This is a genomic window from Bordetella bronchiseptica, from assembly GCF_900636925.1.
GTDB lineage: Bacteria > Pseudomonadota > Gammaproteobacteria > Burkholderiales > Burkholderiaceae_B > Bordetella > Bordetella pertussis.
On sequence record NZ_LR134326.1, the window covers coordinates 1,613,630 to 1,634,944 of the forward strand.

At 64.7% G+C, this 21,315-nt stretch carries 12 protein-coding genes, 2 tRNA genes, 3 rRNA genes and 1 pseudogene; 9 read left to right on the plus strand and 9 right to left on the minus strand.

Annotated features, from left to right (window positions below; genetic code table 11):
• Positions 1-4: 4 nt before the first annotated feature.
• Positions 5-1,876: a lipid A export permease/ATP-binding protein MsbA gene (msbA, locus tag EL288_RS07555; RefSeq protein ID WP_010928167.1), complete on the plus strand. Its 1,872-nt coding sequence runs from the start codon at positions 5-7 to the stop codon at positions 1,874-1,876.
• On the opposite strand, the gene EL288_RS07560 is transcribed toward msbA, so the two are convergent.
• On the minus strand, positions 1,849-3,348 hold the full coding sequence (locus tag EL288_RS07560) for an MFS transporter (RefSeq protein ID WP_003813208.1): 1,500 nt from the start codon (positions 3,346-3,348) through the stop codon (positions 1,849-1,851). The genes msbA and EL288_RS07560 overlap by 28 nt on opposite strands.
• Before the next feature lie 83 nt (positions 3,349-3,431).
• Between EL288_RS07560 and EL288_RS07565 the strand changes: the two genes are divergently transcribed.
• Together EL288_RS07565 and EL288_RS07570 are read left to right on the plus strand one after the other, a co-directional pair.
• Complete coding sequence (locus EL288_RS07565) at positions 3,432-3,977, plus strand: TetR/AcrR family transcriptional regulator (RefSeq protein ID WP_003813206.1); 546 nt, start codon at positions 3,432-3,434, stop codon at positions 3,975-3,977.
• Positions 3,974-4,876, plus strand: a complete 903-nt coding sequence (locus EL288_RS07570) for a prephenate dehydratase (RefSeq protein WP_010928170.1) — start codon at positions 3,974-3,976, stop codon at positions 4,874-4,876. The genes EL288_RS07565 and EL288_RS07570 overlap by 4 nt, the downstream gene beginning before the upstream one ends.
• A gap of 33 nt (positions 4,877-4,909) precedes the next feature.
• Here EL288_RS07570 and rng read toward each other — a convergent pair whose 3' ends face one another.
• Positions 4,910-6,373, minus strand: coding sequence for a ribonuclease G (rng, locus tag EL288_RS07575; protein WP_003813204.1), 1,464 nt, complete (start codon positions 6,371-6,373; stop codon positions 4,910-4,912).
• A 748-nt stretch (positions 6,374-7,121) separates the two neighbouring features.
• Here rng and EL288_RS07580 point away from each other — a divergent pair.
• The 6 genes and pseudogenes from EL288_RS07580 (at position 7,122) to vag8 (ending at position 16,047) form a co-directional block, all read left to right on the plus strand.
• Positions 7,122-8,652 (plus strand): 16S ribosomal RNA (locus EL288_RS07580).
• Positions 8,653-8,749: 97 nt separating this feature from the next.
• Positions 8,750-8,826, plus strand: a tRNA-Ile gene (locus tag EL288_RS07585).
• A gap of 20 nt (positions 8,827-8,846) precedes the next feature.
• A tRNA-Ala gene (locus EL288_RS07590) sits at positions 8,847-8,922 on the plus strand.
• A gap of 322 nt (positions 8,923-9,244) precedes the next feature.
• Positions 9,245-12,126 (plus strand): 23S ribosomal RNA (locus EL288_RS07595).
• Between the two features lie 175 nt (positions 12,127-12,301).
• Positions 12,302-12,414 (plus strand): 5S ribosomal RNA (rrf, locus tag EL288_RS07600).
• Together the 16S, 23S and 5S rRNA genes with 2 tRNA genes alongside form the textbook arrangement of a ribosomal RNA operon.
• Before the next feature lie 886 nt (positions 12,415-13,300).
• Positions 13,301-16,047, plus strand: a pseudogene (gene vag8, locus EL288_RS07605) (autotransporter Vag8).
• Positions 16,048-16,065: 18 nt separating this feature from the next.
• Here the strand turns inward: vag8 and EL288_RS07610 are convergent.
• The 7 genes from EL288_RS07610 to EL288_RS07640 form a co-directional block, all read right to left on the minus strand.
• The gene (locus EL288_RS07610; RefSeq protein WP_003813200.1) at positions 16,066-16,689 is read right to left on the minus strand and encodes a Maf family protein; all 624 of its coding nucleotides are present in this window, start codon (positions 16,687-16,689) and stop codon (positions 16,066-16,068) included.
• Between the two features lie 11 nt (positions 16,690-16,700).
• Positions 16,701-17,171, minus strand: a complete 471-nt coding sequence (rlmH, locus tag EL288_RS07615; protein WP_126621907.1) for a 23S rRNA (pseudouridine(1915)-N(3))-methyltransferase RlmH — start codon at positions 17,169-17,171, stop codon at positions 16,701-16,703.
• 11 nt (positions 17,172-17,182) lie between these two features.
• Entirely contained in the window at positions 17,183-17,569 is a 387-nt protein-coding gene (gene rsfS, locus EL288_RS07620; RefSeq protein WP_003813196.1) for a ribosome silencing factor, read from the minus strand.
• A 62-nt stretch (positions 17,570-17,631) separates the two neighbouring features.
• Entirely contained in the window at positions 17,632-18,225 is a 594-nt protein-coding gene (gene nadD / locus EL288_RS07625; protein WP_080561922.1) for a nicotinate (nicotinamide) nucleotide adenylyltransferase, read from the minus strand.
• Complete coding sequence (gene hemF / locus EL288_RS07630; RefSeq protein WP_003820261.1) at positions 18,216-19,127, minus strand: oxygen-dependent coproporphyrinogen oxidase; 912 nt, start codon at positions 19,125-19,127, stop codon at positions 18,216-18,218. Before hemF ends, nadD begins: the two co-directional genes overlap by 10 nt.
• Positions 19,128-19,142: 15 nt before the next feature.
• A complete protein-coding gene (gene purD, locus EL288_RS07635; protein WP_010930862.1) occupies positions 19,143-20,483 on the minus strand; it encodes a phosphoribosylamine--glycine ligase in 1,341 nt (446 codons plus the stop codon).
• Between the two features lie 67 nt (positions 20,484-20,550).
• Positions 20,551-21,282 carry a YebC/PmpR family DNA-binding transcriptional regulator gene (locus EL288_RS07640; RefSeq protein ID WP_003813187.1) on the minus strand — a complete coding sequence of 244 codons (732 nt, stop codon included), beginning with the start codon at positions 21,280-21,282 and terminating at the stop codon, positions 20,551-20,553.
• Positions 21,283-21,315 lie beyond the last annotated feature (33 nt).

Genomic DNA, 21,315 nt, shown 5'->3' on the forward strand with positions numbered 1-21,315 from the left:
TGGCATGCTGGCGTGGCGGCCGGGTCGGCCGGACGGTTGTCGGGCGGCGGGTGGCCGACGGTACAATCCCGGGCACGATTGTATTAAAGCGAGTGTTTCCTTGAATTCTGCCGCACGCAATGCGCCCGCCGGCTCCCAGCCGGTCAAGGCCGAACTCTGGAAGCGGGTCTACAGCCGCGTAGGCTCTTACTGGAAGGGGCTGGTGCTGGCCGTCCTGCTGATGGCCGGCGCCGCCGCGACCCAGCCCACGCTGGCAGTCATCATGAAGCCGCTGCTCGACGATGGCTTCTCGGGCGCCAAGCCGCATTATGTCTGGTTCCTGCCGCTGGCGGTGGTGGGGCTGATCCTGCTGCGCGGAATCTGCAATTTCTTCAGCGACTACCTGCTGGCCTGGGTGGCCAACAACGTGCTGCGCGGCATCCGGGGCGAGATGTTCGAGCGGCTGCTGGGCCTGCCCGATGCCGACTTCAAGCGCGGCGACACCGGCCGCCTGCTCAACCGCTTCACCATCGACGCGGGCAACGTCACCGGCTACGCCACCGACGTCATCACGGTGCTGGTGCGCGAAACCCTGGTCGTCATCGCCCTGATCGGCGTGCTGCTGTACATGTCCTGGGCGCTGACGCTGATCATCCTCGTCATGCTGCCGGTGTCGGTGGGCATCGCCCGCGCCTTCACGCGCCGGCTGCGCCGCATCAACCGCGAAACCGTCAACATGAACGCCGAGCTCACCCGCGTGGTCAGCGAGGGCATCGACGGGCAGCGTGTCATCAAGCTGTTCGACGGCTACGACGCCGAGCGCCGCCGTTTCGACTTCGTCAACTCGCGCCTGCGCCGCTTCGCGATGCGCAGCGCCACCGCCGACGCGGCGCTCACGCCGCTCACGCAGGTGTGCATCTCGGTCGCCGTGGGCGCGGTCATCGCCGTGGCCCTCAGCCAGGCCAACAGCGGCGCGCTCACCGTCGGCAGCTTCGCCTCGTTCATGGCCGCGCTGGCGCAGATCTTCGATCCGATCAAGCGCCTGACCAACCTGGCCGGCAAAATGCAGAAAATGCTGGTGGCCGCCGAAAGCGTGTTCACCCTGGTGGACCAGACGCCCGAGGCCGACGCCGGCACGCGCGCCTTGCCCGAACCGGTGCGCGGCAAGGTCGAATTCCGTGCGGTCAGCCATCGCTTCCCGGACGCCGATCGCGATACCGTCAGCGCCGTGTCGTTCCTGGTCGAGCCGGGCCAGACCGTGGCCCTGGTCGGACGCTCGGGCAGCGGCAAGACCACCCTGGTCAACATGCTGCCGCGCTTTGTCCTGCCCGATGGCGGCGACATCCTGTTCGACGATGTGCCCATCCAGGATCTCACCTTGCGCAGCCTGCGCTCGCATCTGTCGCTGGTCAGCCAGGACGTGGTGCTGTTCGACGACACCATTGCCGCCAACGTGGGTTATGGCGCCGGCGGCACCGTCGACGACGCGCGCGTTCGCGACGCGCTGGCCGCGGCCAACCTGCTGGAGTTCGTCGACGGCTTGCCGCTGGGCATCCACACGCCGGTGGGCCAGAATGCCGCCCGCCTGTCGGGCGGCCAGCGCCAGCGCCTGGCGATCGCCCGCGCCCTGATCAAGAACGCGCCGGTCCTGATCCTCGACGAGGCGACCTCGGCGCTGGACAACGAATCCGAGCGCCAGGTGCAGGCATCGCTGGAGCGGCTGATGCGCGGGCGCACCACGCTGGTCATCGCCCACCGGCTGTCCACCGTGCAGAACGCCGACCGCATCATCGTGCTGGACGCCGGCAAGATCGTCGAGCACGGGCCGCACAGCGAGCTGTTGGCCGCCAACGGCCTGTACGCCTCGCTCTACAACATGCAGTTCCGCGAGGACTGAGGCCCGCGCCGGCGGGCCTGCGTCAGCAGCGCCGCGCCTGCCAGCAGCGCCGCGGCGGTCGCTGCCACGACCGCGTACGCATGGTCGAACGCCTGGTAGGCCATCGGCAACACCTGTTGCGCCCATTGCGGCGCCATGGTTTCGGCAGCGGCCAGCGCCTGGTCCAGGCTGTCGCGCAACTGCGCGGCGGCCGGCGCATCGGCCGGCAATACCAGCGTGCGGGTGTAGACCGTGGTCATGATGCTGCCAAACAGCGTCACGCCCAGCACGCTGCCCAGTTCGTATGCCACTTCCTCGATCGAGGCGGCCATGCTGGCGCGGTCGGCGGGCGCGTGCAGCATGACAGCGGTCGAGGCGGCGGTCATGGCGCCGCCCAGGCCGGCGCCCAGCAGGGCCAGCACCGCCATCTGGCCGGCCAGCGGCCACTCGGTGCCGACGACCATGCCGGCCGCCCCGAGGCCGGCCAGGGCCAGCGCGGTACCCATGACGCGGCGCTCGCCCGCGCGGCCCAGCCACAGGCCGGCCAGCGGTCCGGCCGCGGCCGCCGCCAGCGGCACCGGCAACAGCAGCAGCGCGGCCTGCAGCGGCGTCATGCCCTGCACCAGCTGCAGCCGCTGGCTGAGCACCAGCTCCACGCCCACCAGCGTCAGCATGGCGATCAGGGCGACCGCGACGCCGCGGCTGAATCCGGCGTCGCGGAACATCCCCACGTCGATCATCGGCTCGGCCTGGCCGCGCTGGCGGCGCGCGAACAGCGTCATCGCCACGGCGCCCACCGCTACCGCAAGCATGGCCACGCCATAGTCCGGTGTCGGCTTGCCCAGTTCCTTCAGCCCGAACACCAGTCCCAGCAGCGCGGTCATGATCAGCACGGCCGCGCCCAGGTCCCAGGGACGATGGGCCGCCGGCCGCCCCGCCGGCACCAGCCGCCACGCCGGCCAGAGCAGGGCCAGCACCACGGGGACGTTGATCAGGAACACCGAGCCCCACCAGAAATACTCCAGCAGCACGCCGCCGACCACCGGCCCCAGGGCCGCCCCGCCGGAGGCGATGGCGGCCCATACGCCGATGGCCAGGGCGCGTTCGCGCGCGTCCGTGAACACATGGCGCAGGATCGCCAGGGTGGCGGGCATCATCAGCGCCGCGCCGATCGCCAGCAGGCCGCGCGCGACGATCAGCAGGGTGGCCGAGGGCGCATAGGCCACGCACAACGAGGCCGCGCCGAATGCCGCCAGCCCGCTGGTGAACGTGGCGCGCGGCCCCCAGCGGTCGCTCAGGGCGCCCATGGCCGGCAACAGGCCGGTGACCACCAGCGGATAGGCGTTGATGATCCACAGCTTTTCCGCTGCCGAGGCATGCAGGTCGTGGGTCAGGCGGGGCAATGCCGCATACAGTACAGTCGTATCGACCGTGATCAGGAAGAGGGCGCTGGCGATGATGGCCAGCACCAGCCAACGGTTTTGAGGCCGCATGATGGAATGCCTTGAAAAAAGTCACGCCGGAACGGGCGTGCCTATAATATAAATCCATACGTATGTATTGAAAAGAGGCCCGCATGGGACGAAAACGCAGCATTGACCGCGACAAGGTGCTCGACGCGGCCGAAACCATCGTCGTGCGCGACGGCGCCAAGGGCCTGACCATCGACGCGGTCGCCAGGGAAATGGGGGTCACCAAGGGCGGCATCCAGTACTGCTACGGCAGCAAGGACGCCATGATCGAGGCGCTGTTCGAGCGTTGGGACAAGGCCTACGAAACACTGTTCCAGGCGGTGCTCGGCGAGGATGCCTCGCCGCGCGGGCGGGTGCGCGCCCACGCCGAGGCCACTCGTCGCGCCGACGCCACATCCAATGCCAAGGCGGCCAGCCTGCTTGCCGCGCTGATCCAGGCGCCCGAATTGCTGGGCAGCACCCGGTCCTGGTATCGCAGCCGGCTCGACGGCCTGGACGTCGATACCGAAGCGGGCCGGCGCGCGCGGCTGGCCGTGCTGGCCACGGAGGGCGCCTTCCTGCTGCGCTTTTTCGGCCTGATGGAGATGGACGAGTCCGAATGGCAGGCGATTTTCCGCGACATCCGCGCCGTGCTGGTGGATGCGCCGTGAGCCGCCGTCCGGCAGGGGCCGCGAGGGGGAGCGATGCCATCGGCATTGCGCGCGCCGTGGCCGGCCCGGCCGCTCTGACCGCAACGCAGAGCCCGGCCATGGCCGCCCGCACCGCTTATCTCGGCCCGGCCGGGTCGTGGACCCACCAGGCCTGCCTGGACCTGTACGGCGCCGACGGCCTGGTGCCGTTGTCGCGCGAAGCCTTGTTCGCCGCCTACGCGGACGGCAAGGTCGAGCGGGCCTGCGTGCCGGTCGCCACCTCGGTGGTCGGGCTCACGCCCTATATGGAAGACGTGCTGGCGCTGCCCCGCGTGGTCGTGGTGGCCGAGTACCCGAAGATGCTGGGCTACAGCCTGCTGGCGCGTCCCGGCACGCGGCGCGAGGACATCAAGGAAGTGCATGCCCATCCCGTCGCTTTCGAAGAGGTCCGGCCCTGGCTGGAGCGCGAGATGCCCGGCGCCCGGCGCGTGCCGGCCGCCAGCGGCGGGGCCGCGGCCCAGGCCGTGGCCGCCAGTGCCACGCAGGACAAGGCATCGTTCGGCCCCAGGGTCGGGGCATCCGTCTATCAGTTGGTCTCGCTGGCCGATGGCATCGAAGAGGGGCCCCACAACGTGACGCGCTGGTGGGTGCTGGGCCGCGACATGCCGGCGCCGACCGGCAAGGACAAGACCTCGCTGCTGGCCTGCATCCCGGATGCCCGGCTGGCGCCGCTGCTGGCCGATTTCGCGCAGGCCGGGGTGCCGATCCTGACCATCTACGAGCGCCCCGCCAGGAAGACGCTCGATGCCCATCGCTATGTGGTCGAAGTGGCCGGCCACGTCCGCGATGACGCGCTGGCCGGCCTGCTGGCCCGGCAGGGCGAGCTGCGCGTGCTGGGTTCGTACCCGCGGCGCTATTGAAGAACCCGGCCGCTGCATGCCGGGCCCGATGCGCTAGATCAGAATGATGTCGTACTGCTCTTGCGAATACTGGCTCTCGACTTCCAGCGAGATCTGCTTGCCGACGAAGTCGCCCAGCATCGCCAGGTGCTGGCTTTCCTCTTCCAGGAACAGGTCCACCACGCCCTGCGCTGCCAGGATGCGGAACTCGCGCGGATTGAACTGGCGCGCCTCGCGCAGGATCTCGCGCAGGATCTCGTAGCACACGGTGCGCGCGGTGCGCACATTGCCGCGCGATTGGCACATCGGGCACGGCTCGCACAGCTGGTGCGCGAGCGAGTCGCGGGTACGCTTGCGCGTCATCTCGACCAGTCCCAGCTGGGTGAAGCCGTTGACCGTCATGCGCGTGCGGTCGCGCGAGAGCGCCTTTTTCAGTTCGGCCAGCACGGTTTCGCGGTGGTCCGGGTCTTCCATGTCGATGAAGTCCAGGATCACGATGCCGCCCAGGTTGCGCAGGCGCAATTGGCGCGCGATCGCCTGCGCGGCTTCCAGGTTGGTCTTGAAGATGGTGTCGTCGAAGTTGCGCCCGCCCACGAAGCCGCCGGTATTGACGTCCACCGTGGTCAATGCCTCGGTCTGGTCCACGATCAGGTAGCCGCCCGACTTGAGGTCGACCCGGCGCGACAGCGCGCGTGCGATTTCCTCGTCGACGTTGGCCGTGTCGAACAGCGGGCGCTCGCCGCTGTAGTGGCGGATGCGCTCGGCCACCGAAGGCGTATACACCCGCGCCCATTCCTGCAGGGCGCTGCTGGTGCTGCGCGAATCGACCAGGATGGTGCCGGTATGCGGGCCGACCATGTCGCGCAATACGCGCTGGCCGAGCGTGAGGTCCTGGTGCAGGGCCGTGGGGGCGGGCTGGCTGCGCGCGGCCGCTTGCACGCTGGCCCACAGCTTGCGCAGGTACTCGAGGTCGGCGGCGATTTCCTCGTCGGTGGCTCCTTCGGCCTGCGTGCGCACGATGAAGCCGCCTTTCTCCTCCGGCGGCATCAGCGCCTGCAGGCGCTCGCGCAACTGGGTGCGTTCGGACTCGGAATCGATCTTTTGCGAAATGCCGATGTGGGGATCGTGCGGCAGGTACACCAGCATGCGTCCGGCGATGCTGATCTGCGTGGACAGCCGCGCGCCCTTGGTGCCCAGCGGGTCCTTGATGACCTGCACCATCAGGGTCTGCCCCTCGAACAGCAGCTTCTCGATCGGCGTGGGCGTCTGGCCCTGGCTGCGTTCGCTGCGGTTCTCCCGCAGGTCGGCGATATGGATGAAGGCGGCGCGCTCCAGGCCGATATCGATGAAGGCGCTCTGCATGCCCGGCAGCACGCGCACGACGCGGCCCAGATAGATATTGCCCACGTGGCCGCGCTGGACGCTGCGCTCTACATGTAGTTCCTGCACGGCGCCTTGCTCCACCAGGGCGACGCGGGTCTCAAACGGGGTAACGTTGATCAGGATGTCTTCCGTCATTGTGGGCAGGTCAGCTTATAGATAGAAGGATGCGAGGGATTGGCTAGGGTACAGGAACTCCGCAAGCAGCGGGTTTATAGTTGTGCTATAGTTCGCCCCCTTCGCAGTTCGGGTTGTCCCGGATGCGAAGCCGGAACCGCGAATCATGCGGTTTGCAGGTTCTCCGCCCAGGTGCGGGAGCCGGCAAGCCAGGGCAGGAGGCGCGGGCAGCACCGGGGCAGGGCGGGCGGGATTATGCCGATGTGGCGGTTCCCGGGGTTCTGGCAGGTGTTGTTGCATGACGGTTAACGAATCGCTGCCTTCGGGTTGCAAATTCTGCAAAAGTCGTGTTATAGTTTCGGGCTTGGCAGTTGCCGAGATCCAAGGGTTAACCCTGATGCCGATAGGCGCGGGTGCTGGGGTTTCGAGAAGTGCCAGGTGAGAGGCGCAGGCCTTGAGGAAGGGGGTGAATCAGGTACGGAGCAGGCGAGGCCGACTTGACAAGCTGAAAAAACTTCTTCATAATCTCGTTTCTCTGCTGCTGAAAACGCAGCGCCGGTCGGAAGGCCGGTTGGCAGGACCGCTCTTTAACAATTTAACAACCGATAAGTGTGGGCACTTGGTGCGAGCGCACGGTGGCGGCTACGGTCGTCATCGAAAGCAAAGCATTATCAAGTGCTCACTGAATGAAGTAAGGTTTTTTAAACCTCACTTCCTTTGAGCAAGCGATACGGATCCTGGTTTCGATCAGGGTCCACACACAGAGATTGAACTGAAGAGTTTGATCCTGGCTCAGATTGAACGCTGGCGGGATGCTTTACACATGCAAGTCGGACGGCAGCACGGGCTTCGGCCTGGTGGCGAGTGGCGAACGGGTGAGTAATGTATCGGAACGTGCCCAGTAGCGGGGGATAACTACGCGAAAGCGTGGCTAATACCGCATACGCCCTACGGGGGAAAGCGGGGGACCTTCGGGCCTCGCACTATTGGAGCGGCCGATATCGGATTAGCTAGTTGGTGGGGTAACGGCCTACCAAGGCGACGATCCGTAGCTGGTTTGAGAGGACGACCAGCCACACTGGGACTGAGACACGGCCCAGACTCCTACGGGAGGCAGCAGTGGGGAATTTTGGACAATGGGGGCAACCCTGATCCAGCCATCCCGCGTGTGCGATGAAGGCCTTCGGGTTGTAAAGCACTTTTGGCAGGAAAGAAACGGCACGGGCTAATATCCTGTGCAACTGACGGTACCTGCAGAATAAGCACCGGCTAACTACGTGCCAGCAGCCGCGGTAATACGTAGGGTGCAAGCGTTAATCGGAATTACTGGGCGTAAAGCGTGCGCAGGCGGTTCGGAAAGAAAGATGTGAAATCCCAGGGCTTAACCTTGGAACTGCATTTTTAACTACCGGGCTAGAGTGTGTCAGAGGGAGGTGGAATTCCGCGTGTAGCAGTGAAATGCGTAGATATGCGGAGGAACACCGATGGCGAAGGCAGCCTCCTGGGATAACACTGACGCTCATGCACGAAAGCGTGGGGAGCAAACAGGATTAGATACCCTGGTAGTCCACGCCCTAAACGATGTCAACTAGCTGTTGGGGCCTTCGGGCCTTGGTAGCGCAGCTAACGCGTGAAGTTGACCGCCTGGGGAGTACGGTCGCAAGATTAAAACTCAAAGGAATTGACGGGGACCCGCACAAGCGGTGGATGATGTGGATTAATTCGATGCAACGCGAAAAACCTTACCTACCCTTGACATGTCTGGAATCCCGAAGAGATTTGGGAGTGCTCGCAAGAGAACCGGAACACAGGTGCTGCATGGCTGTCGTCAGCTCGTGTCGTGAGATGTTGGGTTAAGTCCCGCAACGAGCGCAACCCTTGTCATTAGTTGCTACGAAAGGGCACTCTAATGAGACTGCCGGTGACAAACCGGAGGAAGGTGGGGATGACGTCAAGTCCTCATGGCCCTTATGGGTAGGGCTTCACACGTCATACAATGGTCGGGACAGAGGGTCGCCAACCCGCGAGGGGGAGCCAATCCCAGAAACCCGATCGTAGTCCGGATCGCAGTCTGCAACTCGACTGCGTGAAGTCGGAATCGCTAGTAATCGCGGATCAGCATGTCGCGGTGAATACGTTCCCGGGTCTTGTACACACCGCCCGTCACACCATGGGAGTGGGTTTTACCAGAAGTAGTTAGCCTAACCGCAAGGGGGGCGATTACCACGGTAGGATTCATGACTGGGGTGAAGTCGTAACAAGGTAGCCGTATCGGAAGGTGCGGCTGGATCACCTCCTTTAAGAGCTTGAGTGCTCGTGTCAAGTGTCCACGCTTATCGGTTGTTGTTATATAGCTGCTGGATCGGTGGCTGCTGATCCGAGAGAGAAAGGTTTCGCGGGTCTGTAGCTCAGTCGGTTAGAGCACCGTCTTGATAAGGCGGGGGTCGTTGGTTCGAATCCAACCAGACCCACCAAGGTTTCCTGAGAGGGAAATGGGGGTGTAGCTCAGCTGGGAGAGCGCCTGCTTTGCAAGCAGGATGTCATCGGTTCGATCCCGTTCACCTCCACCAGAGCCCGTCTTGAAGATGGGAGCGGGTTGGCAGGCGAGACCAGGAAGGCGAGAGAGCAACGCTTAGTGCTGCGAGTCAGTGTTAAGCGTTGGGTTTTGGCCCGACAGCTATATATGTTCTTTAACAATTTGGAAGAAGCACAACGTAAAGTGTTCGTTTAGTAGTCGACGCGAGTCGATGAAGACGGATACGGGTTGTGATTGCATGATTTTGTTCCAAGTCTCAAGAACTGGCTGGGCGCGCAAGCGTTTGGTCAGGTGCTTTGAACTTATGAACGGCACAAGCGCGAATGAACAGCACCTATAAGACTTTAGTGTTATAGGATCAAGCGACTAAGTGCATATGGTGGATGCCTTGGCGATCACAGGCGATGAAGGACGTAGTAGCCTGCGAAAAGCTGCGGGGAGCTGGCAAACAAGCATTGATCCGCAGATATCCGAATGGGGAAACCCACCGCGCAAGCGGTATCCCTGGCTGAATACATAGGCCAGTGGAGGCGAACCGGGTGAACTGAAACATCTCAGTAGCTCGAGGAAAAGAAATCAACCGAGATTCCGAAAGTAGTGGCGAGCGAAATCGGAAGAGCCTTTACGATTTAGCATTTTGCATAGTCGAACGGAATGGAAAGTCCGGCCGTAGCAGGTGATAGCCCTGTAGACGAAATGCAGAGTGTGGAACTAGGCGTAAGAGAAGTAGGGCGGGACACGTGAAATCCTGTCTGAAGATGGGGGGACCATCCTCCAAGGCTAAATACTCGTGATCGACCGATAGTGAACCAGTACCGTGAGGGAAAGGCGAAAAGAACCCCGGAAGGGGAGTGAAATAGATCCTGAAACCGTATGCATACAAACAGTCGGAGCCTCTTTATGGGGTGACGGCGTACCTTTTGTATAATGGGTCAGCGACTTACATTCAGTGGCGAGCTTAACCGAATAGGGAAGGCGTAGCGAAAGCGAGTCCGAATAGGGCGTCCAGTCGCTGGGTGTAGACCCGAAACCAGATGATCTACCCATGGCCAGGTTGAAGGCACGGTAACACGTGCTGGAGGACCGAACCCACTAGTGTTGAAAAACTAGGGGATGAGCTGTGGATAGGGGTGAAAGGCTAAACAAATCTGGAAATAGCTGGTTCTCTCCGAAAACTATTTAGGTAGTGCCTCAAGTATTACTGCAGGGGGTAGAGCACTGTTATGGCTAGGGGGTCATGGCGACTTACCAAACCATGGCAAACTCCGAATACCTGCAAGTACAGCTTGGGAGACAGAGCACCGGGTGCTAACGTCCGGACTCAAGAGGGAAACAACCCAGACCGCCAGCTAAGGTCCCGAATTATCGCTAAGTGGGAAACGAAGTGGGAAGGCATAGACAGTCAGGAGGTTGGCTTAGAAGCAGCCACCCTTTAAAGAAAGCGTAATAGCTCACTGATCGAGTCGTCCTGCGCGGAAGATGTAACGGGGCTAAGCGATAAACCGAAGCTGCGGGTGTGCACTTTTAGTGCACGCGGTAGGAGAGCGTTCTGTAAGCCTGCGAAGGTGGCTTGTAAAGGCTGCTGGAGGTATCAGAAGTGCGAATGCTGACATGAGTAGCGATAAAGGGGGTGAAAAGCCCCCTCGCCGTAAGTCCAAGGTTTCCTGCGCAACGTTCATCGGCGCAGGGTGAGTCGGCCCCTAAGGCGAGGCAGAGATGCGTAGCTGATGGGAAGCTGGTTAATATTCCAGCACCGTCGTACAGTGCGATGGGGGGACGGATCGCGGAAGGTCATCAGGGTGTTGGACGTCCCTGTTGCTGCATTGAAGATGGCGCTTAGGCAAATCCGGGCGCGAGAATCAAGGGTGTGGCACGAGCGAGCAAGTCTCGCGAAGTGATTGGAAGTGGTTCCAAGAAAAGCCTCTAAGCTTCAGCTGTACGAGACCGTACCGCAAACCGACACAGGTGGACGGGATGAATATTCCAAGGCGCTTGAGAGAACTCAGGAGAAGGAACTCGGCAAATTGATACCGTAACTTCGGGAGAAGGTATACCCTGGTAGTGTGAAGCGCCTGCGCGCTGAGCATGAAGGGGTCGCAGAGAATCGGTGGCTGCGACTGTTTATTAAAAACACAGCACTCTGCAAAGACGAAAGTCGACGTATAGGGTGTGACGCCTGCCCGGTGCCGGAAGGTTAAGTGATGGGGTGCAAGCTCTTGATCGAAGCCCCGGTAAACGGCGGCCGTAACTATAACGGTCCTAAGGTAGCGAAATTCCTTGTCGGGTAAGTTCCGACCTGCACGAATGGCGTAACGATGGCCACACTGTCTCCTCCTGAGACTCAGCGAAGTTGAAGTGTTTGTGATGATGCAATCTACCCGCGGCTAGACGGAAAGACCCCATGAACCTTTACTGTAGCTTTGCATTGGACTGTGAACCGGCCTGTGTAGGATAGGTGGGAGGCGCAGAACTCGAGTCGCCAGATTCGAGGGAGCCATCCTTGAAATACCACCCTGGTTTGTTTGCGGTTCTAACCTTGGTCCGTTATCCGGATCGGGGACAGTGCATGGTAGGCAGTTTGACTGGGGCGGTCTCCTCCCAAAGCGTAACGGAGGAGTTCGAAGGTACGCTAGGTACGGTCGGAAATCGTGCTGATAGTGCAATGGCATAAGCGTGCTTGACTGTGAGACTGACAAGTCGAACAGGTGCGAAAGCAGGACATAGTGATCCGGTGGTTCTGAATGGAAGGGCCATCGCTCAACGGATAAAAGGTACTCTGGGGATAACAGGCTGATACCGCCCAAGAGTTCATATCGACGGCGGTGTTTGGCACCTCGATGTCGGCTCATCTCATCCTGGGGCTGTAGCCGGTCCCAAGGGTATGGCTGTTCGCCATTTAAAGAGGTACGTGAGCTGGGTTTAAAACGTCGTGAGACAGTTTGGTCCCTATCTGCCGTGGGCGTTGGATACTTGACGGAGCCTGCTCCTAGTACGAGAGGACCGGAGTGGACGTACCTCTGGTGTACCGGTTGTCATGCCAATGGCATTGCCGGGTAGCTAAGTACGGAAGAGATAACCGCTGAAGGCATCTAAGCGGGAAACTCGTCTGAAGATTAGGTATCCCGGGGACTAGATCCCCCTGAAGGGTCGTTCGAGACCAGGACGTTGATAGGTCGGGTGTGGAAGCGCAGTAATGCGTTAAGCTAACCGATACTAATTGCCCGTGAGGCTTGATCCTATAACTCTCAAGTCTTAATTATTACCGCTGGACAGTAAGCGCCAGCGCCGTTCATACCAACACAACATACACACGCAACCCGCGTCGCTGCCAGTCCCAATCGACTGCCAGGCGCACGCTGTGCTTCTTCCAGATTCAAGCCGTTGACCATGCGTCAACCGCTTAGCCGGTTACGCCTGACGACCATAGCAAGGTGGTCCCACTCCTTCCCATCCCGAACAGGACAGTGAAACGCCTTCGCGCCGATGATAGTGGATGTACATCTGTGAAAGTAGGTCATCGTCAGGCTTTTATTGCTCAAAACCCCGCAGCCTCACGGCTCGCGGGGTTTTGTTTTTGGGGGGACGCCCAGGCGCCCGCACCTCGCCGGGTGCCTGTCCCCGCAAGGGGACGGGCACCTGCAGACATCCCCTGCTTCTGACCGTGCTGCCTGCAGCGTGTGTCAGTCCCCGTGCGGGGACAGACACCCGCTGTGGAGTCCTGCCTCGGCAGCACATCCGCCTATCGTAGTGACAAGCAGGTGCCCATGCGCCCGCATCCGCCGTACGTCGCCGGGTGCCTGTCCCCACAGGGGGACGGGCACCTGCAGACATCCCCAGCTTCTGACCGCGCTGCCTGCAGCGTGTGTCAGTCCCCGTGCGGGGACAGACACCCGCCGTGGAGTCCTGCCTCGGCAGCACATCCGCCTATCGTAGTGACAAGCAGGTGCCCATGCGCCCGCATCCGCTGCACGTCGCCGGGTGCCTGTCCCCACAGGGGGACGGGCACCTGCAGACATCCCCAGCTTCTGACCGTGCTGCCTGCAGCGCGTGTCAGTCCCCATGCGGGGACAGACACCCGCCGTGGAGTCCTGCCTCGGCAGCACATCTGCCTATCGTAGTGACAAGCAGGTGCCCAGGCGCCCGCATCCGCCGCACCTCGCCGGGTGCCTGTCCCCACAGGGGGACTGGCACCTGCAGACATCCCCTGCTTCTGACCGTGCCACCTGCAGCGTGTGTCAGTCCCCGTGTGGGGCCAGACACACACTGTGGAATCGCGCTTGGGGATTTTTCAGGTTTGAGTGGTCCATTGCCGCCGTGTTGCATCGATTGATATCGAGGCGGCCAAGGCGCTTTCTGTCAATCATCTCCTTGTGCCTGGTTACTCAATTCTCTTTTAGCCAAGAGGTGTTGAGATGGCAGGACAAGCGAGGAGATGGTACGGCGCAGGCGGACGCCATCCAATCCATTTCCAAATTTCGGCGGGCGCTGCGTTGATGCTGGGCCTGCTGGACGCCGCCGGCGCCGCCGCAGTCACGGCAGCGCAGCGAATCGATGGCGGCGCCGCGTTTCTGGGCGATGTCGCCATAGCGACGACCAAGGCGTCCGAGCACGGCATCAACGTGACCGGCCGGCAGGCAGAGGTTCGGGTGACGGGCGGCGCCATACGGACGAGCGGCAACCAGGCCCAGGGCGTGCGGGTCGGCACCGAAAATGCGCAGGACAACACCGCGCTGGGCGCGTCGGTCTCTTTGCAGAACCTGATCATCGAGACTGCCGGGACCGGGGCCCTGGGCGTCTCTGTCCATGAGCCGCAGGGAGGCGGCGGTACACGCTTGTCCATGTCCGGGACGACGGTGCGCACGCGCGGCGATGACAGTTTCGCCCTGCAGCTTTCAGGGCCTGCCAGCGCCACGTTGCATGGCGTGGCGCTGGAGACGGCCGGCCAGCAGGCGCCCCGGTGGTGCTGTGGCAAGGCGCACAGTTGAACGCACAGGGGCTGGTGGTTCAGGTCGACGGGGCAGGCGTTTCCGCGATACATGCGCAGGATGCCGGCAGCTTCACGTTGTCGGGTTCGGATATTACCGCCCGGGGCCAGGAAGTCGCCGGGATCTATGTGCAGGAAGGCATGCAGGGGACGTTGACGGGTACGCGGGTCACGACGCAGGGCGATACCGCGCCCGCCTTGCAGGTGGAGGACGCGGGTACGCACGTCAGCATGAACGGCGGCGCGTTGTCGACCTCCGGCGCGAATTCGCCCGCTGCATGGCTGCTGGCCGGCGGTTCCGCGCAGTTCCGCGATACGGTATTGAGTACCGTCGGCGAGGCCTCGCATGGCGTGGACGTCGCGGCGCACAGCGAGGTCGAACTGGCGCATGCGCAGGTGCGGGCCGGCGGCCAAGGGGCTCATGGCCTGGTGGTGACGCGAAGCAGCGCGATGGTGCGGGCGGGTTCATTGGTGGAGAGCACCGGAGACGGCGCCGCAGCGCTGCTGGAAAGCGGGCATCTTACGGTGGACGGCAGCGTGGTCCATGGCCACGGCGCGGCCGGGTTGGAGGTCGACGGCGAGAGCAATGTGTCCCTGCTCAACGGCGCACGCCTGTCGTCGGACCAGCCGACGGCGATCAGGCTGATCGACCCTCGGTCGGTCCTGAACCTCGACATCAAGGACCGGGCGCAGCTATTGGGCGACATTGCGGCAGAGCCGCAGCAGCCGGACGGTTCGCCCGAGCAGGCCAGGGTTCGTGTGGCGCTCGCCGACGGGGGGACGTGGGCGGGCCGCACGGACGGCGCGGTCCATACGGTTCGCTTGCTCGATCGTGGCGTCTGGACCGTGACGGGCGATTCCCGGGTGGCCGAGGTCAAGCTGGAGGGCGGCACGCTGGCGTTTGCGGCACCGGCGCAGCCCAAGGGCGCTTTCAAGACACTGGTCGCGACGCAGGGCATTTCCGGTACGGGCACGATAGTCATGAATGCGCATTTGCCCAGCGGCACGGCCGATGTGCTGCTGGCGCCCCAGGGATTCGGCGACCGGCAGGTGCTGGTGGTCAACAACACGGATGATGGCACCGAGAGCGGCGCGAGCAAGGTGCCGCTGATCGAAGACGAACAAGGCCATACGGCGTTTACGCTGGGCAACATGGGGGGACGGGTGGACGCGGGTGCGCGCCAGTACGAATTGACGGCGAGCGAGGCGCAGGCCGACAAGGCCCGCACCTGGCAGCTGACGCCGACCAACGAGTTGTCCACCACGGCGACCGCCGCCGTGAATGCGATGGCGATCGCGGCGTCGCAGCGCATCTGGCAGGCCGAAATGGACGTGTTGCTGCGCCATATGAGCGGCCTGCATTCGAGCGGGTCGCCGGGCGGATTCTGGGCGCGCGGCCTGAGCCAGCGCCAGAGGCTCGATACCGGTTACGGACCCTGGCAGAAGCAGACCGTCAGCGGAATAGAGCTGGGCATCGACAGGCGGGTGGCCGGCGGCGCAACGACGGCGTGGTCCGTCGGCATGCTGGCCGGCTACAGCGAGACCCGGCGCGATGGCGGCGCATACCGCGCCGGGCATGTGCACAGCGCGCACGTCGGCGCGTATGTCTCCTACCTGAATGATTCGGGCTCCTATGTGGATGGCGTGGTCAAGTACAACCGTTTTCGGCATGGTTTCGATGTCCGCACGACCGACCTGAAGCGGGTCGATGCCAAGCACCGCAGCCACGGCCTGGGCGCGTTGCTGCGCGGCGGGCGCCGTATCGATATCGATGGCGGCTGGTATGTCGAGCCGCAGGCTTCGGTGGCGTGGTTCCATGCCGACGGCAGCCGCTACGAGGCCAGCAATGGCCTGCGCGTGCGCGCCGACAGCGCGCATTCATGGGTGTTGCGCGCCGGGGCGGAGGCGGGCCGGCAGATGAGGCTGGCCAATGGCAATATCGTTGAACCCTATGCGCGCTTGGGCTGGGCCCAGGAGCTGGGGGCCGATAACGCGGTCTACACCAATGGCATCAGGCATGTCACGCGTTCGCGCGGCGGATTCGCCGAGGCCCGCGTGGGGGTGGGCGCCTTGCTGGGCAAGCGGCATGCCTTGTACGCCGACTACGAGTACGCCAAGGGCGCGCGGTTCGAGGCGCCCTGGACCTTGCAGCTGGGGTATCGCTACAGCTGGTGACCGCGCCGCCGGCGTCGCTCAGGGCACGGCGATGCCGGCGCTGCGCAGCAGGGCGGCGGTTTCGTAGAGGGGCAGGCCCATGACGCCGGTGTAGCTGCCCGCGATATGCGAGACGAAGGCGCCGGCCAGCCCCTGTATGCCGTAGGCGCCGGCCTTGCCGTAGGGTTCGCCGCTGTCGCAGTAGCGTTGCAGTTCGGCTTGTTCGAGCGCGCGCATGCGCACGCGCGTGATGGAGACGTCTTCGCGCAGCCTGCCTTGGTGGCAGAGGGCGACGGCGGTGTGGACTTCGTGTTCGCGGCCGGACAGGGCCGCGAGCATGCGCAGCGCGTCGGCGCGGTCGGCTGGTTTGCCCAGCACGATGCCGTCGACAATGACGGTGGTGTCGGCGGCCAGCAGCGGCAGGTCGGGTAGCTGCTGGCTGTGCAGCCACGCCTGGCCGCGCTCGGCCTTGTCGCGGGCAGTGCGCCGGACGTAGTCGCACGCGGCTTCGCCGGGATGTTGCGGTTCGTCTTCGCCGGGCGGCGCCGGGACGCGCAGTACGGTGTGTGTCAGGCCGATCTGCAGCAGCAGTTCGCGGCGTCGCGGGCTGGCCGAGGCCAGGTAGAGGCGGGGCGGATCGGCGGCAAGGGTGGCGTCGGACATCGGCGGGCCGTTCAGGCGCGGTGATAGGGGTGGTTGGTCATGATGGCCCAGGCACGGTAGAGCTGTTCGGCCAGCAGCACACGCACCATGGGGTGCGGCAGCGTCAGCGAGGACAGGCGCAACAGGCCTTCGCAGGAGGCCTTGAGGGCGGCGTCCAGGCCGTCGGGGCCACCCACCAGGAAGGCGACGTCGCGCCCGCCGGCGCGCCATTTTTCGAGCTGCTGCGACAGCGCCACGGTGGTGAGGTCGCGGCCGCGCTCATCGAGCGCGATGCGCAGCACGCCGGGCGGCAGCGCCGTTTCGATGCGGCGCGCTTCGGCGGCCATCATTTGCGCCAGCGTCTTGCCGCTGGTGCGCGGTTCGGGCTTGATCTCGCGCAGTTCGAGCGCGCAGTCGGCGGGCAGGCGTTTGGCGTAGTCATCCCAGGCGGTTTCGACCCAGCCGGGCATGCGGGTGCCGACCGCGGCGACGATGAGTTTCATCGCCCCGCCGGTTACAGCGCGCCGGCGCCGGGCATGGCGGGGCGCGTCGATTCGGGCAGCAGTTTGACGCGTACCGGCTTGCCGCCCCAGATCTCTTCGAGGTTGTAGTACTGGCGGATGGCGGGCTGCATGACGTGCACGACGATGTAGCCCAGGTCGACCACGACCCATTCGCCGGTGTCCTCGCCTTCGACGGTGATGCCGGTCAGTTTGAGCGCACGGCCGCGATCGGCCACGCTGGAGGCCAGCGCCCGTGTCTGGCGGTTGGAGGTGGCGCTGGCGATGATGACGCGGTCGAACAGACTGGTCAGCTCGCTGGTGTTGAACACCTTGATGTCTTGCGCCTTGACATCCTCGAGGGCGTCGATGATGGCGCGTTGCAGTTTTTGTATATCCATAACGATAAATATAACCCGCGGCGCGGGTGTAGACGTGGCGGACTGGGCCCGTTTGGACGGGTTCAGCGGTACAGGTGATGCGTGGCGATATAAGCCGCGACCGGCTCGGGCAGCAGGCCGTCGGTGGCGGCGCCGGCGGCCAGGCGCTGGCGGATGTCGGAGGCCGATACGGCCATGGGTGCGAAGGGCAGTTCGTGCAGCTGGCGCCGGTGCGCAGCCAGCCACGTGGCCAGCTCGGCCGGCGGGGCGATCGAGGCGCCGGGCCGGGTGGCCACGGCCAGCTCGATGCGGGCGGCGATGTCCTGCCAGTCGCGCCAGGTGCAGAAATTCTGCAGCTGGTCGGTGCCCAGCAGCCAGAAGTACTGCGGGCCCCCGGGCAGGGCGCGCACGGTGTCGGCGGTGTAGGTGGCGCCGCCGCGCTCGATTTCGACCGGGTTGATGGCCAGGGCGGGGTGGCCGGCGATGGCCAGTTCCAGCATGCGCAGGCGGTGTGGCGCCGAGGCCTTCAGGGGTTGGCGTTGCCAGGGGTTGGCGGCCGGTATCAGTTGTACCTGGTCCAGCCCGAGGAACTGCCTGGCGGTGTCGGCCAGCGCGATATGCGCGACGTGCACCGGGTCGAAGCTGCCGCCGAGCAGGCCGATGCGTGTCACACCCATTCCCGGGGCCGCAGGAACTCGGCCAGGGCGGCTTCGGGCGTGCCGGCCTGCGGCTGCCAGTCGTAGCGCCATTGCGCCAGCGGCGGCATGGACAGCAGGATGGATTCGGTGCGGCCGCCCGATTGCAGGCCGAACAGGGTGCCGCGGTCGAACACCAGGTTGAATTCGACGTAGCGGCCGCGCCGGTAGGCCTGGAAGTCGCGCTCGCGTTCGCCGTAGGGCATGTCGCGGCGGGCCTGGACGATGGGCAGGTAGGCGGGCAGGAAGCTGTCGCCGACCGAGCGCGTGAGCGCGAACGAGGCGTCGAAACCGGGTTCGTTCAGGTCGTCGAAGAAGATGCCGCCGATGCCGCGGGTTTCGTTGCGGTGCTTGAGGAAGAAGTATTCGTCGCACCACTGCTTGTAGCGCGGGTAGTAATCGGCGCCGTGCGGGTCCAGCGCGTCGCGGCAGGCGCGGTGGAAATGGCGCGCGTCGTCCTCGAACGGGTAGTACGGGGTGAGGTCGAGCCCGCCGCCGAACCAGAAGACGTCGGATTCGGCATGCCCGGGGCGCGCGGCGGCCACGAACATGCGCACGTTCATGTGCGTGGTGGGCACATAGGGGTTGCGCGGGTGCAGGACCATGGAGACGCCCATGGCTTCCCAGCCGCGGCCGGCCAGCTCGGGGCGGTGGGCGCTGGCCGATGGCGGCAGGCGCGTGCCCTTGACATGGCTGAACAGCACGCCGGCGCGTTCGAACAGTTGGCCGCCCTCGAGCAGGCGCGACACGCCGCCGCCGCCCTCGGCGCGTTGCCAGGCATCGGTGCGAAACGCCTCGCCGCCGGCCTGCTCGAGCGCGGCGACGATGCGGCCTTGCAGGTCGGTGAGGTAGTCGCGTACGGCGGGAATGGCTACGGCGGTCATGGCGCTAAACGGCGATCAGGCGGTGGGTTTGGGGGCTTTCTGCTGCGAGGGCTTGAGCGCGCGCCAGCCGATGTCGGTGCGGTACTGGCGGCCGTCGAAGTGGATGGCGTCCACGGCCTCGTAGGCGCGGTCGCGCGCGATGCGCACGGAGTCGCCCAGGGCGGTGACGCACAGCACGCGCCCTCCGGTGGTCTTGGTGGCATCGCCGTCCAGGGCGGTTGCCGCGTGGAATACCACGCAGTCTTCCGTTGCGGCGGGCAGGCCGGCGATCACGTCCCCGGTGCGCGGCGTGGCAGGGTAGTTGTGGGCGGCCAGCACCACGCCCAGGGCGGTGCGGCGGTCCCAGACGATGTCGGCCTGGTCGAGCGTGCCGTCGACGGCATGCTCGAACGCATCGAGCAGGTCGCTCTTGACGCGCATCATGATGGGCTGGGTTTCCGGGTCGCCCATGCGGCAGTTGTACTCCAGCGTCTTGATGGGCCGGTCGGGATCATCGCCGGCCGCGATCATCAGGCCGGCATACAGGAAGCCGGTGTAGGGGATGCCGTCGCGCGCCATGCCCTGCACGGTCGGCAGGATGATTTCGCGCATGATGCGGTGGTGCAGCTCGGGTGTGACGACCGGGGCGGGCGAATAGGCGCCCATGCCGCCGGTGTTGGGGCCGGCGTCGCCGTCCTTCAGGCGCTTGTGGTCCTGGCTGGTGGCCAGGGCGAGCACATGGCGGCCGTCGCACATGACGATGAAGCTGGCTTCTTCGCCGGTGAGGAATTCTTCGATCACCACGCGCGCGCCGGCCTCGCCCAGCGAGCCGTCGCCCAGCATGGCGTCGATCGCGCCATGCGCTTCGTCCAGCGTCATGGCGACCACCACGCCCTTGCCGGCGGCCAGGCCGTCGGCCTTGATCACGATGGGCGCGCCGTGCTGGTCGACATAGGCGTGCGCCTGGGCCGGATCGGTGAAGGTTTCGTAGCGCGCCGTGGGGATGGCATGGCGGACCATGAAGGCCTTGGCGTAATCCTTCGAGCTTTCCAGCTGCGCGGCCGCCTTGGTCGGACCGAAGATCTTCAGGCCGCGGGCGCGGAACACGTCGACCACGCCGGCGGCCAGGGGCGCCTCGGGGCCGACCACGGTCAGCGATACGCCCTCGCGCTGGACGAAGTCGGCCAGTTCCTCGGCGCTGGTCAGCGGTACGTTCTCGAGCTGCTCGCCCTGCGCGGTGCCGCCGTTGCCGGGCGCCACGTAGACCTTGTGGACGCGCGGGGAGCGGGCCAGACGCCATGCGAGGGCGTGTTCGCGGCCGCCCGAGCCGATTACCAGGAGTTTCATGTTGCGGGGTTTCTGAAGGTTGCCACTCATGCCCGTGGAGAAGGCGCGGCGCTTGCACGGCAAGGCCGGGAAACGGGCGGCACGGCCGCCCGGACGGTTATTGCGCTTCGTCGAACACGACGTTGGTGTAGACCTCCTGCACGTCGTCCAGGCTTTCCAGGACGTCGAGCAGCTTCTGCATCTTGACGGCGTCTTCGCCGGTGAGCTCGGTTTCGTTGAGCGCCTTCATGACCACGCCGTCGACTTCCGCCTTCAGGCCGGCGGCCTCGAAGGCCTGGCGTACGGCGGTGAAATCGGCCGGCGCACAGACGACTTCGATGACGCCTTCCTCGTCGGTGGCGATGTCCTCGGCGCCGGCCTCCAGGGCGGCTTCCATGACGGCTTCCTCGGAGGTGCCGGGCGCGAACACGAACTGGCCGCAGTGCTTGAACATGAAGGCCACCGAGCCTTCCTGGCCCAGGTTGCCGCCATGCTTGGCGAAGGCGTGGCGCACTTCGGCGACGGTGCGGGTGCGATTGTCGGTCATGCAGTCGACGATGACCGCCGCGCCGCCGATGCCGTAGCCTTCGTAGCGGACTTCCTCGTAGCTTTCGCCGTCGGCGCCGCCGGCGCCGCGCTGGATGGCCCGCTGGATGTTGTCCTTGGGCATGTTGGCGTCGGTCGCCTTGTCCCAGGCCATGCGCAGGCGCGGGTTGCTGTCCGGGTCGGCGCCGCCGGCACGCGCGGCGACGGTGATTTCACGAATGATCTTGGTCCAGAGCTTGCCCCGCTTGGCGTCCTGGCGGCCCTTGCGGTGCTGGATGTTGGCCCATTTACTGTGTCCGGCCATGGCTTCTCGAAGAATTTGTCGGCAAAGATGCCT

Excerpts from the sequence above, each read along its gene's own strand:
- rng (WP_003813204.1), bottom strand. The coding sequence starts at position 6,373 with ATGACGGAAGACATCCTGATCAACGTTACCCCGTTTGAGACCCGCGTC.
- rsfS (WP_003813196.1), bottom strand. The coding sequence starts at position 17,569 with ATGGATATACAAAAACTGCAACGCGCCATCATCGACGCCCTCGAGGAT.
- EL288_RS07640 (WP_003813187.1), bottom strand. The coding sequence starts at position 21,282 with ATGGCCGGACACAGTAAATGGGCCAACATCCAGCACCGCAAGGGCCGC.
- EL288_RS07610 (WP_003813200.1), bottom strand. The coding sequence starts at position 16,689 with ATGTCCGACGCCACCCTTGCCGCCGATCCGCCCCGCCTCTACCTGGCC.
- EL288_RS07565 (WP_003813206.1), top strand. The coding sequence starts at position 3,432 with ATGGGACGAAAACGCAGCATTGACCGCGACAAGGTGCTCGACGCGGCC.
- hemF (WP_003820261.1), bottom strand. The coding sequence starts at position 19,127 with ATGACCGCCGTAGCCATTCCCGCCGTACGCGACTACCTCACCGACCTG.
- msbA (WP_010928167.1), top strand. The coding sequence starts at position 5 with ATGCTGGCGTGGCGGCCGGGTCGGCCGGACGGTTGTCGGGCGGCGGGT.
- rlmH (WP_126621907.1), bottom strand. The coding sequence starts at position 17,171 with ATGAAACTCATCGTCGCCGCGGTCGGCACCCGCATGCCCGGCTGGGTC.
- nadD (WP_080561922.1), bottom strand. The coding sequence starts at position 18,225 with ATGGGTGTGACACGCATCGGCCTGCTCGGCGGCAGCTTCGACCCGGTG.
- purD (WP_010930862.1), bottom strand. The coding sequence starts at position 20,483 with ATGAGTGGCAACCTTCAGAAACCCCGCAACATGAAACTCCTGGTAATC.
- EL288_RS07560 (WP_003813208.1), bottom strand. The coding sequence starts at position 3,348 with ATGCGGCCTCAAAACCGTTGGCTGGTGCTGGCCATCATCGCCAGCGCC.